This window comes from Nonomuraea sp. SYSU D8015 (genome assembly GCF_008065375.1).
Classification (GTDB): Bacteria; Actinomycetota; Actinomycetes; order Streptosporangiales; family Streptosporangiaceae; genus Nonomuraea.
Genome location: NZ_VJYI01000013.1, coordinates 15,499 through 30,474 on the forward strand (window position 1 = coordinate 15,499; position 14,976 = coordinate 30,474).

The following is a 14,976-nucleotide window of genomic DNA, read 5'->3' on the forward strand; positions in this document are numbered from 1 at the left end:
CCGCTACCTCCTCAGCACGTCGACCAGACTCGTGAGGCTGTCCTGGCCGTGACCTGCGGCGGCACCCTTACGGAAGAGCTCCAGGAGGGCTGCGGGCAGGGAGTCGTCCACACCGGACGCCCGCGCGGTGTGCACGACGTGCTCCAGGCTCGCGACGCCCATGGAGATGCGATCCACGTCCCCTTCGTGATGTCCGGCGGCGATGCGCGGGGCGTAGAACTCCAGGAAGTACCGGAAGTCCATGGTCTTCACGGCGTTCGGCAGGAACCGCTCCGCCGAGATCCCGTTCGCCTCCGCCACCGCCTGCCCGTGCAGGTAGCCCGCGAGCCCCGTCCAGAACATGTCGATCCCGATCTGGTAGTACAGCGCCGCCAGGCCCGGATCCTCGCCGAGATAGTCGATCCCCGTCAGCACCTCCAGCGTGCTCCGGTGCGCCTCGATCGCGACCTCGGGCCCGCTGTAGTAGGTCATGGCGTCCGGCGTGCCGATCATCGGCGGCGGCACCTGGACACCGCCGGTGATCTGCACGGCACCGCGCTCGGCCATCCATCGGGCCGCCTCGCGAGCCCGGTCGGGGGTGTCGGACGTCAGGTTGGCCACGGTGCGGCCGGTCAGGGCCGGGGCGGCCGGTTCGAGGACGGCGTACATCGCGTCGTAGTCGATCAGACTCAGCACCACCAGATCACTGGCGGTGAGCGCCTCCTCGACGGATCCCGCCCGCTTGGCGCCCCGCGCCACCAGATCGTCGGCCTTGGCGGGCGTACGGTTCCACACGGTCACGTCGTAACCGCCGGCCAGATAGGCGCCGGCCATCGCCTGCCCCATGGGGCCCAGCCCGATCACTGCCACATTCATTGATGCCTCCTACTAGAACGAACGCTCTATCCAGGGATCAGGACCCTAGCACACCGCTAGAACGAACGCTCTACCCAATATGCTGTGAGCCATGGAGACCATCGGCACCCGGGAGCGGATCATCCGGACGACGTCCCGCCTGATGCAGCGGCAGGGCTACGAGGCGACGGGCCTCAAGCAGATCTCCCAGGAGGCCAAGGCCACGCTGGGCTCGGTCTACCACTTCTTCCCCGGCGGGAAGCGGGAGCTGGCGGTCGAGGCGGTCCGCCACGGGGACAGGGAGTTCGCCGAGTTCCTGCGCACGGCCTTCGAGCGCGAGGAGGACCCCGCCGTCGCGATCATCACCTGCGCCCGCGAGCTGGCCACGGGCTTGCGCGAGTCCGGCTGGCTCGACGGTTGCCCGGTCACCACGACGGCTCTGGAGAGCGCGGGCCGGGAGCCCGACATCCAGCGGGCCGCCGAGGAGGCCTACGAGAGCTGGCGCACCCTGGTCCGCGACAAACTCCGCCGCTCCGGCTTCGACGAGGAGGCCGCGCACGACCTCGCCCACACGGTGATCAACACGTTGGAGGGGGCCGAGCTGTCCGCCCAGGTGTCCCAGAGCGAGGCCCCGCTGGAGATCGCCGGCCGCCATCTCGCCCGGCTCATCGACTCGTACCGATGAGTCCGCCGGCCCCGTCCGGTCTGCACCCGTGAACGAGCGGACCCGATGGGAAGGATCGGCATGAGAGACCTGATCGTCACGGAGAACATCACGCTCGACGGCGTCATCGACGGCACCGGCGACTGGTTCAACCTGGCCGACGACCCGACGGCCGACCAGGCCGACCTGGTGGCGGCGCTCCGGGAGCAGAGCGAAGCGTCCGACGCCTTCCTCCTCGGGCGGGTGACGTTCGAGGACATGCGCGCCTATTGGCCGCACGTGAAGGACGACCCTTCGGGCATCGGCGACTACCTCAACAAGGTGTCGAAGTACGTCGTCTCGCGCACGATGCGGGATCCGCGGTGGAAGCCAAGCACCGTCCTGGCCGGCCTCGACGAGATCCGGGCGCTGAAGTCACAGACCGGCAAGGACATCGTCACGACGGGGAGCATCACGCTCGTCCGCGCGCTGATCGCCGCCGGGCTGGTGGACGAGTACCGGCTGTTCGTGTACCCGGTCGTGCTCGGACACGGCGAGAAGTTGTTCACCGGCGCGGCGGACGTCCCGCCGCTGCACCTCGTGGAGACCCGGCCGTTCCGGTCCGGGGTCGTGCTGCTGCGTTACCGGCCCACGCCCGCATAGCAAACCTTCTCGCTATGGCTCAGGCCAGAACCTGAACCGGGGCGGATGGCCACCTCGTACACCGGGGCAATCAACGTCCCGGAGACCTGCCATGACCATCCGTCCCGTACTCATCGCGCTCGTCGTGCTCGCCCTGCCCGCCACCGCCTGCAGCATCGCCGGGCAGAACACGCCCGCCGCGGCCGGCCGCGCCGGCTCGGCGACGCCAGCCGCGCCGCGCGGCGTCGTCACCGTCGCCGAGGCCAAGGCCATCCTCGACCAGTGGGGAAAGGCGGAGAAGAACGCCGCCCGGCAGGGTGGCGCGGACTGGACGGCCACCCATGCCGGACTGGCGGAGGAGATCTCCACAGCTGACAGCCAGTTGACCAAGTCGCTCGGCGAGCCCCTGGACTGGGCCGAGCAGCCCATCGTCAAGCCCCGGTTCGCCATTCCGGGGAAGGTCTCGGGCGCACCGTGGTTCATGGCCGAGTTCCGCCGCAAGGGCGGCTCGCTCTGGACACAGGTGATCTTCAAGAAGACCTCAGCCGGATGGCGCGTGGTCGCCATGTCCCAGACCACGTCCAAGTCCCGGCCGCCCGCCGCCGTCCGCGACAAGAACGGCCTGGCCACAGTGGTGGCCCCGGACGACGGCGCGGGACTCATCGCCTCCCCGCAGCAGATCGCCCAGGCGCACACCCGCCTCCTGAGCACGTTCGGCCAGGACCGGACCGCCCGGCGGATCTTCACGGCCAACGCCACCCCCAGACGGAACGCCGCAGTCATGGAAAGGGAACGCGAACAGCTGTCGCAGGGCCGCTGGACCGCAGCCATCCGTTCCCAGCCGACGCCGGAGGTCTATGCGCTCAGGACGTCCGCCGGCGGCGCTCTCGTCTGGTACGGCATCCGGCAGCAGGACGTCTACGTCGCGCGCCCGGGAGCGAACACCACGATGAACTTCACCGATCGCCACTCGGCCGCGGCGAGCCGCGGCGAGCGGTTCCGCCGCAAGGCCGTCCGCAAGATCGCCGCGATGTACCTGGCCGTCGTACCGAAATCACCGAGCCTGGTCCGCACCCCCTCGGAGTGGGCCACCTACCTGAGCATCACCGGCTCGTAGGTTCACGCCTAGAAGTCGTAGCGGTGATAGTCGGCGGCCTTGGCCTCCTTCTCGGTGCAGAAGAACCTGCTGTTCAGCGGTGTCACGGAGTAGTTCGCGCTGCCGGGCACGGTGTAGCTCATGGCTGCGGCGAAACCCGTCGCGACGATGGGCAGGCCGCCGCACCTGACCACATGGATCGGGTAGCTCGCCATCACCTGGATGAGCGGCGTGAAGAGGGCGATCACGTACACGGCGACCGCCGCGACGAGCGCACGCAGCCAGTCCGGCCGAAACCGCAGCACTGCCAGCAGGACCAGTCCCACGAGATAAGCCAGAACCATCAGCACCAGGTACGGCACCGTGAACATCACAGCCGATCGCCCGCGTAACGCCACGACCACCGCGATCAGCCCCAGAGCCGGAACACCTATGAGGAATGCCGCCAGCCAGCCACTCGCCCGTCTGAATGATCTCCGCTTCATAACGAGGTGTGACGCGCCTCGACGAGGAGCGGTTCCCGTTGGGACGGCGGGGCGCATGGAGCCTATGGCCTGTCCTTCTCCAGTAACCAGTCGAGCATGAGCCGCAACTCGATCATGTCGCGGAAGAGGGAGGTGAGCCCGTCCAGGGTCTCAGCCCGAAGGCTCTTGAGGCGCTCATTCGTATGCCATCGAAAACCGGCCAGCTCATCGCCGAGAACTACGAGATCTTGCCTCACCTCGGTCCGAAAGTCAGCGATTTCGGCCTCGACCGCGGCCATGCCGCTCGTCGTCGCGGCGATGGGAGCGCCCCCAGCCTCACTGGCTTCGAGTGCCCGTACACGGAGTTTCAAGTCGAGGATCTCCGCCTCTACGTCCACGCACCCCTACCTTCGCGGCAGTCGGGAAGGGAACCTGCGGGGCTCCCACGTTCTGTACGCAACGGTGGCAGATCACTCAGGCCCGCGCAGCGCATCGCCCTTCGGCAGGGTGGTGATTCTTCTCCCGCAGCGCCAGTTTGTTTCTCCTCAGGACGAGATCAGACGCACTGGCCGCCTGGAACGCAACATCCCTGCGCCGGATGCACGGCGTCCTTGGATCGTGCCGACCCTGCACCACGATCCGGGGCTCTGGCCCGCGACGATCAACCCATCACCCGGTCGTCACGCTCGCCGCCATCACACCAGGCCGCCGTCCGCTATGAGGTTCTGGCCGGTCAGCCACGCGGCATCCGGACCGAGCAGCAGCGCGACGACGGCGGCGATGTCGGCGGGCGTGCCCACCCGGCCGAGTGCCGTCATGTGCGCCACCCCGGCGATCGCCTCCGGTGGGGCTCCGGTGCGGAGCATGTCGGTGTCGGTGGGGCCGGGCGACACCGCGTTGACCGTGATCCCGCGCCGCCCCAGCTCCCGCGAGGCGACCCGGGTGAGCTGCTCGATCGCCGCCTTGCTCGCGGCATAGACGGACTCGCCGGGGCTGGGCCAGGCGGTGTCGGTGGAGGAGACGGTCACGATCCGCCCGCCGTCGGCCATCCTGCGCGCCGCCGCCTGCACGATGCTCCTATGTCGTCAAGCCGCCATGGCCATCTTGTGGTCACTCGTCTGCGAGGCGGCGTCGGTGCGCTTGAGGGTGCGGTAGACCACGTCGGAGATGCGCCGGCGCAGCAGGCGGACGGCCTCGGTGCGGGTCTTGCCCTCGGCCATCAGGCGCTCGACGTAGGCCTTGCCCAGGCCGACGCCACGCGTCTGCGTCACGGCGATCATGTGCAACGCGGAGTTCAGTCGCCGGTTGCCGCCGCGGTTGAGGCGTACCCGGCTGCTGTTGCCTGACCAGACCGGGATGGGCGCGGTGCCGGTGAAGCGGGCGAAGGCCGCCTTGGATCGGAACCGGTGCACGCCTGCGGTCTCGCCGATGATGGTCGCCGCGCCGAGCACGCCGCACCCGGGGATGGCCAGCAACTGCGGGGCGAGGGTCTGGACGAGCTTGCGCAGCTGGCTCTCCAACTGGTTGATACGCATGGTCAGCTGCCTACAGCGCTCCAGTAGCTCACGGGCCAGCTGGGCGACGATGCCGGGCATGTCGGCCAGGTGCTGGCTGAGCCGGTCTTGCACGCACCGGCGGCGCAGCCCTCGGGAGGGGATCTCGAGCTCCGGGTCGAGTTCGTGCAGGTGCCAGCGCAGCTGGCTGCAGATCCGGGTTTCGTTGGGTGACCAGGTCGTCGCGGTAGTCGGCCAGCAGCTTCACCTCTCGGGATGGGCCGTCCAGGTGCGCCATCGGCAGGTCCGGCTCGCGCAGCGCGACCCGGGCCACCGCCAGCGCGTCGATCGGGTCGGACTTGCCGCGTTCCCGGCCGGAGCGGCGTTGACCGGCCATCAGCTGGGTGGTGACCCGCACCACACGATGGCCGGCTCGCAGTAGATCGCCTTCCAACCGTCGGCTGACATGCCGGCAGTCCTCGATCGCCACAGCACGGTTGGCCATTGCGCGGCCCAGGCCGCGATGTCGGCATGTCCCTCCGCGGTGGCGCGGACGGTGCGCTCGGCGAGCTTACGGCCGACCTGATCGACGGCGACGAGGGTGTGGGTGCGCTTGTGGGCATCGATGCCGATGACGACCAACCGTTCCTCCCGACGACTCTTCTACCAGGCAGCTTGGGTCCATACCGGTCTGGTGGGCACGCCTAAATCGAGCCGGGGGCACGCTCCTATCAAGCCACACCAGGCGGTAGGACCCCGCCGGGCCGCACATCGGGACAAGCCACCAGCAGCAGGCTGGGGCAGCGAAAAACGAGCGAACCCGACGGGGACGACATCGATGATATTTAGGCGAAAAAAGCCCCTAGTACGTTGACCGCTATCACGCGCTCGAACACGTCCGGGGTGAGCTCGTCTATCGGGCTGTGGTCGATGACGCCCGCGTTGCTGACCAATGCCGTCAGCGGACCGGCGGCCCTGTCGGCGAACACCCTGTCCGCCGTGGCGAACAGCCGCTCCACCTGCTCGAGGTCGGCCGCGTCCGCGCGTACGGCGACAGCCCGCCCGCCGCAGACCTCCTCCACCTGCCGCGCCGCGTCGTCGTCGGCGACGTAGCTGAACACCACCGTGGCGCCTTCACCCGCGAGCCGTTCCACTACGGCCCGTCCGATCCCGCGCGACCCGCCCGTCACCACTGCCGCATGCATGAATGTCCCTTTCTGTCGAGGAGTCCTCACCATGGCAGCCCTCGCGGAAACAGGACTTCCGCAACGTGGGACAGGGTGGATTCCGTGACCACGAGAGACCCCGCTTCGCGGCTGCTGCGGCTGCTGTCGCTGCTCCAGTCCCGCACCGACTGGCCGGGCCCCGAGCTGGCGGACCGGCTCGGCGTCAGCACCAGGACCATCCGCTCCGACGTCGAACGGCTCCGCGACCTCGGCTATCCGGTGTCGGCCACCTCCGGCACGGCAGGCGGTTACCGGCTCGGCCCCGGCGCCCGGCTGCCGCCCCTGCTGCTGGACGACGAGGAGGCCGTCGCGGTGGCGATCGGTCTCCGTACGGCGGCGGCCCAGGCGGTGGGCGGCATCGAGGAGACGTCGCTGCGCGCCCTGGCCAAGCTCGAACAGGTGCTGCCCGCCCGGCTGCGCCCCCGTGTGGCCGCCCTGGCCGCCTCCACGGTGCCTCTGCCCGGGAACGGCGCGGCCGTGGACGCCGACGTGCTCGCCACGCTCGCCGGCGCCTGCCGGGACCGGCGGCGGGTGCGGTTCGACTACCGCGACCACGACGGCAACGCCACCGTGCGCGACGCCGAGCCGTACCGGCTGGTGTCGACCGGGCGGCGCTGGTATCTGGTGGCGTGGGACGTCGATCGCGACGACTGGCGGACGTTCCGCATCGACCGCCTCAACCCACGCATCCCTCTGGGGCGCTTGGGGGAAATGCCCACATAGACCTACGATGTCCTGCGTGCACATGGTTGCCTCAGCCTGCTTGGACCGTTCCGGGGTGGATGCCGTTCTTCTGCCGCGCCCGGATGGACGCGTCCCGTGACGATCTGGATCCAAGTACTCGGCACGATCCGTGCACAGGTGAACGGTTCGGCAGCCCAGTTGGGCGGGCGGCGTCAGCGGGCCGTCCTGGCTCGGCTGGTGGCCGCCAGAGGTGACGTGGTGCCCGTCGACCGCTTGATCGACGACCTGTGGCGGGGCGAGCCACCGCCCGCCAATGCCGCCGGCTCGCTGCACACGTACATCGCGCGTCTGCGGCGTGCTCTGGAGCCCGGCCGATTGCCGCGCGCGGCCTCCGGCGTACTGGTCAGCGCCGCCCCGGGCTACGCGGTCCAGCTCGACGAGGACGCGGTCGACGCGTGGCGGTTCGAACGGCTCCTCCGTGAGGCGCGGGAGTGCGGCGCCGACGCGCCGGCTCAGGCGAGATCCCTGCTCACGGACGCGCTGGCGCTGTGGCGCGGAGGGGCGTTCGCGGAGCTCGCCGACGAGGAGTGGGCCGTCGCCGAAGCGGCCCGCCTGGAGGAGCTGCGGCTGGACGCCGACGAACTCCTCGTGGCGACGACGCTCCGGTCGGCACCCGCTTCCGACGCCGTTGCGGCGGCTGAGGCGCTCACCCGGCGGCAGCCGCTGCGCGAAGAGGGGTGGCGGCTGCTCGCGCTGGCCCTGTGGGGAAGCGACCGGCAGGCCGACGCTCTGGCCGCGCTCCGCCGGGCCCGCCGCAAGCTCGCCGACGAGCTCGGCCTCGACCCCGGCCGCGCCCTCGTGGAGCTGGAGGATGCGATCCTCACGCAGCGCATGGACGTGCTCCGCGCGTCCGTCTCCGCTCCCGGGCCCCGCGGCTCCTCCGCAGCCGCGATCCCCGCACCGGATCCGGGACGCGACGCCGTACGACGAGCGCCCGCACCGGATCCGGGAGGCGACGCCGTACGACGGACGCCCGCGCCGCAGGCACCGAGCCCCGACGACGCCTCCGCTGCCATCGGCCGTGATGCCGAGCTGCACACAGTGATGCGGCGGCTGCTCGCCGCCCGATCGGGAACCGGCGGGCTGCTCCTGGTCACCGGTGAGGCCGGCATCGGCAAGAGCCGAATCCTCACCGAAGCGGCCACACGGGCCCGGAACAGCGGGATGGCGGTGCTCCGCGGCAGTTCAGTGCAGCGGGGCGGACCGTACCGGCCCGTGGTCGAAGCCCTGGTGCCCGCCGCACCGCCTGCTCTGGCCCATGATCGCCGGCTCGTGCCCTACCGGTCCGTGCTCGCCCGGCTGCTCCCCGGCTGGTCTGGAGAGACCGGGCCCGACCGCACCCTCGTCGACCAGGTGGTGCTGCTCGGTGAATCGGTGCTCGAGCTGTTGCGGGTGATCGCCGGATCTCATGGCCTCGTCGTCACCCTGGACGACCTGCACTGGGCCGATCCGGACAGCTTGGCGCTCCTGGGCTACCTGTCCGGACGGCTCTCCACGTCGCCGGTCCTGCTGATCTGCGCGGCACGTGACGACGAGCCGGGCGGCACCGCTCTGACCGAGCTGCGCCGGCAGGCGGCCGCGGTGCTCGACCTGCCCCGGCTGACGTCGGCGCAGGTCGCCACGCTGGTCCGGGCGCGGGCAGTGGGACTCGGCGACGAGGCGGTCGAGCTCGTGGTACGCAGGTCCGACGGGCTGCCGCTGCTCGCCGAGGAGCTGGTGGAAGCCCTGGAAGGCGCCCGCGGCGGTCCGGGGGTGCCGGCCACCGTCGCCGAGCTCACCCATCGGCGGATGGACTCCCTGCCCCGGCCGACCAGGGAGATCCTGCACATGGCGGCGATCCTCGGCGGGGACCTCGACTGGCGGCTCCTTCCGACGGTCAGCGGCCGCACCGAGGACGAGGTCGCCGAGGCTCTGCGGACGGCGGTGGACGCGTCCCTGCTCGTGATCGACCCGCAGGCCGGCGGCGGCTTGCGGTGGCGGCACGCGCTGACCAGGGACGCGGTGCTGGCACGGCTGCTCGCGCCCGAGCGGGCGGTCCTGGCCCGGCGGGCGGCGGCCGCCCTGGACATCGGGGAGTTGCCCCGCGACCGCGTGTCACTCGCCGCCGAACTGTACGCGCAGTCCGGTCAGAACGCCGACGCCGCGCGGCTGCTTCTGCGGGTGGCGCGGGCGGCGGTGGACGCCGGTGCGCTGGGCACCGCTGACGACACCTTGCGGCGAGCGTCCGGCCTGTCCCCCGGTGACCATGACGTGGCGGTCGAACGCGTACGGGTGCTCGGGCTCGCCGGGCGGGTCGACGAGGCCACCGCCATCGGCACGGAGATCCTCGACGAGATGGAGGGGGAGCGCCTGACGCTGTTGTGCCTGTACCTGACCCGGGCGGCCATCGCCGCCGAGCGTTGGGCCGACGCCAAGCGGTTCCTCGCACCGGTGACGGCGACCCGGGATCCGCGTGTCGACGCGCTCCGCGCGCACGTCGCCCTCGGCGAGCAGGACGTCTCCGAGGCGATCAGGTGTGCCCGCCAGGCCGTCGCGGAGGGAAAGCGCGCGGGACGGCCGGAGGCGGTGTGCGAAGCTCTCGAAATCGTCGGGCGGAGCCTGCGGCGCAGCGATCCTGACGCTTCGGAGCAGGCGTTCACCGAGGCGTGGCGCCTGGCCGAGCGGCAGGGTCTCACGGTGTGGCGGATTCGTGCCTTGTCCGAGCTGGGCGCCAACGACCTGCTGCGATCCGGTCGGCTCGACCGGTTGCAGGAGGCGCAGGAACGCGCCGAGAACGCCGGCATGCTCGCCACGGCCGCAGTGCTGGACGTACAGATCACCGCCTGCGTCTCGACGCGTGACGGATACGCCGCGAACCTGCCGTGGGCCGAGCGCGCCGTGGAGCGGGCGGACCGGATCCGGCTGCCGGCCGTCGGCGCGCTGGCACGCCGTTTCGCCGCGCTCGGACATCTCCTCGCCGGCGACACCGACCAGGTGGAGACCCTGCTCGCCGAGGCGAGCCGCCTCGTGCCGGATGCGGTGGACATCGGGGTGTGGAGCGACGACGTGCAGGGCTGTGCGGCGTGGCTCGATGGCGATGCGGCCGGCGCGGTGGCGTTGCTCGATCGCGGACTGGGTCCACGTCGCGGAAACCCTGTCGCCCCGGCGACGCCCTTCTGGGGTTTCTGGGCGCTTCTGCGCATGGCGGTGGATCCGGCGGATGACACCGTACGGGAGACGCTGCGGACGGCGGACGTCGGCGTCCACGCCGGCAACGAGGGCGCCCTGCACTACGCCGACGCGGTGGCGGCGGCGCGCGCCGGGGACATCGCGGAGGCCGACCGGCTGTTCGCCGAGGGCGACCAGGCGATGGCGGGGCATCCGTACTGGCGCCACGTTCTGCGCCTGGTGCTCGCCGAGGCCGCGGCGACCGAGGGATTCGGCGACCCGTCCGCCTGGCTTCGTGCCGCGCTGGCTCACCTGGACGGCACGGGCGAGGTACGGCTGCTGCGGCTGTGCCGCGACCTCATGCGCAGGCTGGGCTATCCCGTGCCGCGTTCCCGGGGCGACGCCGACAAGGTGCCGGCGAGGCTGCGGGAGCTGGGCGTGACGCAGCGCGAGCTGGAGGTGCTGGAGCTGGTCGAGCAAGGGCTGAGCAATCCGCAGATCGCCACCCGGCTCTACCTGTCCACGCGTACGGTGGAGACCCACGTGGCGAGTCTGCTGGCGAAGACCGGCGTACCGAGCCGCGCCCTGCTGCGGACGGGCAATCTCCGTAGTGGCGCCCCTTTGTCCCGGTAGCTCTCACGGATCCCTCAGCGGCTTGACCTGCCGAGCATTGAGGGCATGAATCCACTGACGAATCGCATCGACTCGGCGCTGTCCGTCGTCCGGGCCGGTGAGCCCGGCTACGACGAGGCCCGCACCGCCTGGAACCTCGCCGTCGACCAGCGGCCCGCGGCGGTCGCGATGCCGCGCGACGCCCGTGAGACGGCCGAGGCGGTCCGCTGGGCCGCCGCGGCCGGGCTGCGGGTCAACGTGCAGGGCACCGGTCACAACGCCGCCCCGCTTGGGTCGTTGTCGGACACCCTGCTGATCCGGACGAGCGGGATGCGCGAGGTCACGATCTCACCCGCCGCCCAGGTGGCCCGGGTCACCGCCGGCGCCATGTGGTCCGACGTGGTCGCCCCCGCGGCGGAACACGGCCTCACCCCGCTCGCCGGCTCCTCCCACGACGTCGGCGTGGTGGGCTACACGCTGGGCGGCGGGATCAGCTGGCTGGCGCGCCGCCACGGGCTGGCCGCGAACTCCGTACTGGCCGCGGAGGTGGTCACCGCGGACGGCCGGCTCCGGCGGGTGGACGCGGCGCACGATCCGGAGCTGTTCTGGGCGTTGCGCGGGGGCGGCGGCGACTTCGCGGCCGTCACCGCACTCGACATCCGCCTCTACCCGATCCAGCAGCTCACCGCCGGCGTCCTGTTCTTCCCTATGGAACGCGCCGCCGAGGTCCTGGACGCTTGGCGCGGGTGGCTTCCCGGGACGCCGGACGAGCTGACCTCGTGCGGACGCCTGCTGCGTTTCCCGCCGATCCCCGACATCCCCGAGCCGCTGCGCGGCGGCGCCTTCTGCGCCATCGAACTGGTGCACATGGGGTCGCCTGACGCGACCGACGAGCTGATCGCTCCGCTTCGCAAGCTCGGCCCGCTCATGGACACCGTGTCCCCCGCCACGCCGATGGACGTGCTCGCGATGCACATGGACCCACCGGGGCCGGTGCCGGCGCTGGGCGACGGCGCGACACTGGCCGAGCTGCCGGCCGAAGCCCTGAAGGCGCTGCTGGACGCGGCCGGCCCCGCCGCGGACGTGCCGCTGATGTCCGTGGAGCTGCGCCACCTGGGCGGGGCCATGGGCCGCCGTCCGGCCGGGGCGGGGGCGCTGGGACTCCTTGACGCGGAGTTCGCGCTGTACGCCGTCGGGGTGGTCGCGGATCCCGCGATGAAGGACGGCGTGGAGGGAGCGGTACGTCATGTGCTGGAGGCCGTGGCGCCCTGGCGCGCCGCCCAGGACTACCTGAACTTCCGCGACACGTCCGCCGCCCCTGACCACTTCTTCGATCCCGGGACGCTCGAACGGCTGCGCGCGGTCAAGAACACCTACGACCCGGCCGGACTCTTCCGCTCCAACCACCCCATCGCCGCTTAGAACTCACTGAGCTCGAAAACGCCGATGTCGTCGGCCGAAGTGCCCCGGCTCGGCGAGGTCTGGTTGAGCGACGCCTCCACGGCGACCCACCCATGGAACCCGCCCGAGCTGTCGATGATCTGCAGCATGGGCTTGATGTGCGAGTTGCCGGTGTAGCAGTGCTCGCCGCGCCCGTCGGCCGGCTCGCGCCGCCAGTGCCAGATGGTGTCGCGGCGGTCGGTCGAGGTGGCGTTCGCCGTGGACAGGTAGTAGTCGGTGCTCGGGTTGACGCCGCCCAGGCACCGGCCGCTCGTACACCGCCGCCACGCGGTCATCCAGAACGGCCTGCCCGCGCCCTTATCGAGGTACAGGTGACACCGCCGTCCCAAGGCGAGGAGAACACGCAGAGAGACGATGATCACAGTGACAACGTACGCCGATGAGCACTTTCCGTAAGTGAATTGATGGCCTCGGCCCGCCGAGCGTATCCTCGGGGCCAGCGCTTCCTACATAACCCCCCATTCCCGCGGATCAGGATCGCTCATGGCGCCGATGTCAGCGAGATTGTATGCGCGAGCCCTGCTCGAGGAAATCGAAGGGCGCAGTCCCGAGCAGCAGACCCGCCAGCTCGCGGAGCAGGACGAGACCAGCACGCAAAAAGGTACGGAGACCTTTCTCAACGACATCCTTGACCATATCTCCAATTACGAGATGGAGCATCGCACCGATTTCATGACGGCCTGCGACGACGCCCGGCTCAGGAGCGCGTCCCGGCCGGGCTCGCTGCTCCACGGCGTGATCTCGCTGGTCTGCGTCACCGTCAAGCTCCTGGACCGCCGGTTCAAGTCGCCCGACCAGGCAGCGCAGCACGAGGCCGACGAATACTGCGCCGAACTGTTCGCCGACCCGTGGCTCAAAGAGGCGATCCGGGTGATCTACCGTCCGGCCAATAAGGTGCGACAATCCACCGAATCCCGGACATGGGACAACATTGACTTCAGCAGCATCGAGTACCACAAAGCAGGCACCACGTCGTTCATTCTGAAAGGTCGCGGAAGCCAGGCGGTGAACGAAGCCGGCGTCCGGCCGTCCCTGGCCATAAAATGCGTCCTGTTCCCGTGGAACAAACTCGCCGCCATCGCGCGGGCCACCGACACGTACGCGGCCACGTACGGCTCCGACGAGATCACCTCCGTCGTCGTCAAGCCCATATCCTCCTCCGACCGCTGGGTCGTCATGCCGTTCCAGGAGGGCGAGACGTTGGGCGAGCACCTGGCCGCCTTCGAGGCCGGCGAGCCGACCATGGCCGCCCGCCTCAAGAAGGCCCAGCAGGTCGCCACGAAACTGACCGCTGCGCTCCACCTGCTGGCGGGCGGCGCCCCGGTGGACCCCAAGAACACGCGCAGCCAGCACCTCGACCTGTCCCCGAACAACGTCATCCTGGACAAGGAGACGGCCGAGGTCCGCCTGATCGACCTCGGCATCAACCACCTCTACAGCCGCCAGGTGGGCATCTCCGAGCACGACGACTCGGTCTACATCGCGCCGGAGATCAAGAACAGACGGCCGGAGTCCGTCACCGCGGACGCCTATTCGCTGGGCATCATCCTCATGGAGATCCTGGCCGGCAGCCCGCCCAGGGACGGCCGGACCCCGGACGAGATCTGGACCACGAGCCCGGTCCTGGGCCGCGTACTCGAAGACCTGATAGACGAGCGCCCCGAGCGGCGGCTGCTGCTGCGGCCGGAGACCGAGGAGTTCGCGTTCGACACCCTCGGCGAGCACCTGGACTTCTATTTCGCGTTGGTGCAGCAGGAGTCCGAGGTGCAGGAGAGCGAGTTCGGCCGCCCATTCGCGAAATACGCCCCGACGTCGCGGGAGGTGGCCACGCAGTTCAAGCAGGTGCTGTCGTGGCGGAAGCTGGGCGAAAGGCGTCCGCGGCGCGAGGAATACCTTCTGCTCTTCTCGGTGATGGCGACCGCGGCCTGGTGGTTCATCGCCGCGAAGACCGCGCTGCTCAAGCTCGACGACCTCCTCACGGGGGAGGTGGACCTGGAGGAGTTCGTCGCCGACGCCGGGCTGGCGGCCAACATCATCGCCTTCAGCCAGGGATTGGTGGCCGCGAAGTACTACCAGACCATTTTCGCCCGGCTCTCCGTCAGAGTCATCCCAGGACGGCTGGCGAGGACGGCGGAGGTCCTCATGCGCTCGATGGCGCTGGTGGCGGTGCCCACGACGATCCTGTCGACGTTCTCGGAGGAGCTCTACTGGACGTGGCCGTGGACCTGCGCGGCCAGCGCCCTCGCGGTGACGGCGTGCAACGGCGTCACGCTACGGCTCGCGACGCAGACCATCAGGGCCTCGCGCAAGGAGTTCTCGACCATCCCGGAGCGTGGCAAGGTCTTCGCCCGCGGCTACGAGCAGTGGTGGTGGACGATGCTGATCTACGCGATCCTCATCATCATCCTGGCCTCCGGGGTGTCGGCCGGGCTGTTGCAGGACATCTGGGCGTACGTCTTCATCGGCGTGGTGGTCACGGTCGGCGTCCATTACGTGTCCAAGTGCGTGGGCGCCGGGCCGGCGGTGCGGGGAAGCCTCGCGCGGGCGTTCTTCGCGGGCGAGCGCATGGCCATCCTGGCCCAGCGCGCCCCCGCCTGATCGGCCCCCACCCCTT

15 protein-coding genes and 1 pseudogene are annotated in these 14,976 nt (G+C 70.4%); 7 read left to right on the forward strand and 9 right to left on the reverse strand.

What is annotated here, in order from left to right:
- Nucleotides 1-3: 3 nt before the first annotated feature.
- Nucleotides 4-855 (reverse strand): NAD(P)-dependent oxidoreductase, encoded by an 852-nt coding sequence (locus ID574_RS39300; RefSeq protein ID WP_188194113.1) that lies wholly within the window; start codon nt 853-855, stop codon nt 4-6.
- Between the two features lie 91 nt (nt 856-946).
- Between ID574_RS39300 and ID574_RS39305 the strand changes: the two genes are divergently transcribed.
- From ID574_RS39305 to ID574_RS39315, 3 genes are all read left to right on the forward strand, one after another.
- Complete coding sequence (locus tag ID574_RS39305) at nt 947-1,519, forward strand: TetR/AcrR family transcriptional regulator (RefSeq protein WP_188194114.1); 573 nt, start codon at nt 947-949, stop codon at nt 1,517-1,519.
- A 60-nt stretch (nt 1,520-1,579) separates the two neighbouring features.
- A complete protein-coding gene (locus ID574_RS39310; protein ID WP_188194115.1) occupies nt 1,580-2,140 on the forward strand; it encodes a dihydrofolate reductase family protein in 561 nt (186 codons plus the stop codon).
- Nucleotides 2,141-2,231: 91 nt separating this feature from the next.
- Nucleotides 2,232-3,236, forward strand: coding sequence for a DUF8094 domain-containing protein (locus ID574_RS39315; protein WP_188194116.1), 1,005 nt, complete (start codon nt 2,232-2,234; stop codon nt 3,234-3,236).
- Nucleotides 3,237-3,244: 8 nt separating this feature from the next.
- Here the strand turns inward: ID574_RS39315 and ID574_RS39320 are convergent, their stop codons facing one another.
- The 7 genes from ID574_RS39320 to ID574_RS39340 all read right to left on the reverse strand — a co-directional run bounded on the left by ID574_RS39320 (nt 3,245) and on the right by ID574_RS39340 (nt 6,377).
- The gene (locus tag ID574_RS39320; RefSeq protein WP_188194117.1) at nt 3,245-3,700 is read right to left on the reverse strand and encodes a hypothetical protein; all 456 of its coding nucleotides are present in this window, start codon (nt 3,698-3,700) and stop codon (nt 3,245-3,247) included.
- 62 nt (nt 3,701-3,762) lie between these two features.
- On the reverse strand, nt 3,763-4,077 hold the full coding sequence (locus ID574_RS39325; RefSeq protein ID WP_188194118.1) for a hypothetical protein: 315 nt from the start codon (nt 4,075-4,077) through the stop codon (nt 3,763-3,765).
- Nucleotides 4,078-4,374: 297 nt separating this feature from the next.
- A complete protein-coding gene (locus ID574_RS39330) occupies nt 4,375-4,749 on the reverse strand; it encodes an SDR family oxidoreductase (protein WP_223167544.1) in 375 nt (124 codons plus the stop codon).
- A 15-nt stretch (nt 4,750-4,764) separates the two neighbouring features.
- The gene (locus tag ID574_RS60555) at nt 4,765-5,307 is read right to left on the reverse strand and encodes a transposase (protein ID WP_223167545.1); all 543 of its coding nucleotides are present in this window, start codon (nt 5,305-5,307) and stop codon (nt 4,765-4,767) included.
- Nucleotides 5,243-5,677 (reverse strand): IS110 family transposase, encoded by a 435-nt coding sequence (locus ID574_RS63060; protein ID WP_223167546.1) that lies wholly within the window; start codon nt 5,675-5,677, stop codon nt 5,243-5,245. Before ID574_RS63060 ends, ID574_RS60555 begins: the two co-directional genes overlap by 65 nt.
- Nucleotides 5,569-5,814 carry an IS110 family transposase gene (locus ID574_RS60565; protein ID WP_223167589.1) on the reverse strand — a complete coding sequence of 82 codons (246 nt, stop codon included), beginning with the start codon at nt 5,812-5,814 and terminating at the stop codon, nt 5,569-5,571. The genes ID574_RS63060 and ID574_RS60565 overlap by 109 nt, the downstream gene beginning before the upstream one ends.
- Nucleotides 5,815-6,017: 203 nt before the next feature.
- Nucleotides 6,018-6,377, reverse strand: a complete 360-nt coding sequence (locus tag ID574_RS39340; protein ID WP_188194119.1) for an SDR family NAD(P)-dependent oxidoreductase — start codon at nt 6,375-6,377, stop codon at nt 6,018-6,020.
- Between the two features lie 84 nt (nt 6,378-6,461).
- On the opposite strand from ID574_RS39340, the pseudogene ID574_RS39345 reads away from it, so the two are divergent.
- From ID574_RS39345 to ID574_RS39355, 3 genes and pseudogenes are all read left to right on the forward strand, one after another.
- Nucleotides 6,462-7,097: pseudogene (locus tag ID574_RS39345) on the forward strand (helix-turn-helix transcriptional regulator); the annotation flags it as partial.
- Between the two features lie 120 nt (nt 7,098-7,217).
- On the forward strand, nt 7,218-10,922 hold the full coding sequence (locus ID574_RS39350) for an ATP-binding protein (RefSeq protein WP_188194120.1): 3,705 nt from the start codon (nt 7,218-7,220) through the stop codon (nt 10,920-10,922).
- Between the two features lie 45 nt (nt 10,923-10,967).
- Nucleotides 10,968-12,323, forward strand: coding sequence for an FAD-binding oxidoreductase (locus ID574_RS39355; RefSeq protein ID WP_188194121.1), 1,356 nt, complete (start codon nt 10,968-10,970; stop codon nt 12,321-12,323).
- On the opposite strand, the gene ID574_RS39360 is transcribed toward ID574_RS39355, so the two are convergent.
- Nucleotides 12,320-12,724, reverse strand: coding sequence for a hypothetical protein (locus ID574_RS39360; protein WP_188194122.1), 405 nt, complete (start codon nt 12,722-12,724; stop codon nt 12,320-12,322). The two genes, ID574_RS39355 and ID574_RS39360, sit on opposite strands and share 4 nt — an antisense overlap.
- A gap of 130 nt (nt 12,725-12,854) precedes the next feature.
- On the opposite strand from ID574_RS39360, the gene ID574_RS39365 reads away from it, so the two are divergent.
- Nucleotides 12,855-14,960, forward strand: a complete 2,106-nt coding sequence (locus ID574_RS39365) for a protein kinase domain-containing protein (protein ID WP_188194123.1) — start codon at nt 12,855-12,857, stop codon at nt 14,958-14,960.
- Nucleotides 14,961-14,976 lie beyond the last annotated feature (16 nt).